The 1403-nt window shown below is 49.2% G+C and carries 2 rRNA genes; both read right to left on the bottom strand.

From position 1 onward, the window contains the following. A 23S ribosomal RNA gene (locus tag J7439_RS25450) occupies positions 1–523 on the bottom strand; the annotation flags it as partial. Positions 524–883: 360 nt separating this feature from the next. Next, positions 884–1403: ribosomal RNA gene (locus J7439_RS25445) — 16S ribosomal RNA — on the bottom strand; the annotation flags it as partial.

The following is a 1403-nucleotide window of genomic DNA, read 5'->3' as shown; positions in this document are numbered from 1 at the left end:
TGCTTGTACGTACACGGATTCAGGTTCTATTTCACTCCCCTCAACGGGGTTCTTTTCGCCTTTCCCTCACGGTACTGGTTCACTATCGGTCAGTCAGGAGTATTTAGCCTTGGAGGATGGTCCCCCCATGTTCAGACAGGATTTCACGTGTCCCGTCCTACTCGATTTCACAATAAATGAGCTTTCGTGTACGGGGCTATCACCCACTATGGCCACACTTTCCAGAGTGTTCCACTAACTCATCAATTGCTTAAGGGCTGGTCCCCGTTCGCTCGCCGCTACTGGGGGAATCTCAATTGATTTCTTTTCCTCCGGGTACTTAGATGTTTCAGTTCCCCGGGTTCGCCTTCCAAAGCCTATGTATTCAGCTAAGGAATAACGGCTTATGCCGTTGGGTTTCCCCATTCGGAAATTCCTGGATCACAGCTTGTTTATCAGCTCCCCAGGACTTATCGCAGATTACCACGTCCTTCATCGCCTCTGACTGCCAAGGCATCCATCGTGTACGCTTAGTCACTTGACCATATAACCCGAAACGATCTTCGATCGTTTAGTTGGCAGTTGTCAGTCGCCAGTTGGCAGCTGATTGTGCAAACTATCTGGTTACAGGCAATAACTACCTTTAACGATCAAATGAATTTCTGTCGAAATTCATCGCCATACACATTAGCTATCACCTTTCGGTAATTAACTTGAGAGTGTCTCAGCAAGAATTTTCTTTAAAAGACGCTTCTTATATTAAGAGCCTCTTTTAAATCAATTCAGCTTAATTTGGATTCCACATTGTTAAAGAACAAAACTAACAACTGCCCACTGGCTACTGCCAACTGACAACTGTTAATCAAACAATTCGTGTGAACGCTTATGGACGTCGGTTTTCGTTTAAGGAGGTGATCCAGCCCCAGGTTCCCCTAGGGCTACCTTGTTACGACTTCACCCCAGTCATGAATCACTCCGTGGTAATCGTCCTCCTTGCGGTTAGACTAACTACTTCTGGAGCAACCCACTCCCATGGTGTGACGGGCGGTGTGTACAAGGCCCGGGAACGTATTCACCGTGACATTCTGATTCACGATTACTAGCGATTCCGACTTCATGGAGTCGAGTTGCAGACTCCAATCCGGACTACGATGCACTTTCTCAGATTAGCTCCACCTCGCGGCTTGGCAACCGTCTGTATGCACCATTGTAGCACGTGTGTAGCCCTGGCCGTAAGGGCCATGATGACTTGACGTCGTCCCCACCTTCCTCCGGTTTGTCACCGGCAGTCTCCCCAGAGTGCCCACCATAACGTGCTGGTAACTGAGGACAAGGGTTGCGCTCGTTGCGGGACTTAACCCAACATCTCACGACACGAGCTGACGACAGCCATGCAGCACCTGTCTCTGCGTTCCCGAAGGCAC

Source organism: Salinisphaera sp. G21_0, from assembly GCF_017744115.1.
Taxonomy (GTDB): Bacteria; Pseudomonadota; Gammaproteobacteria; order Pseudomonadales; family Endozoicomonadaceae; genus Endozoicomonas.
This window is presented reverse-complemented; position numbering and strand designations above follow the sequence as displayed.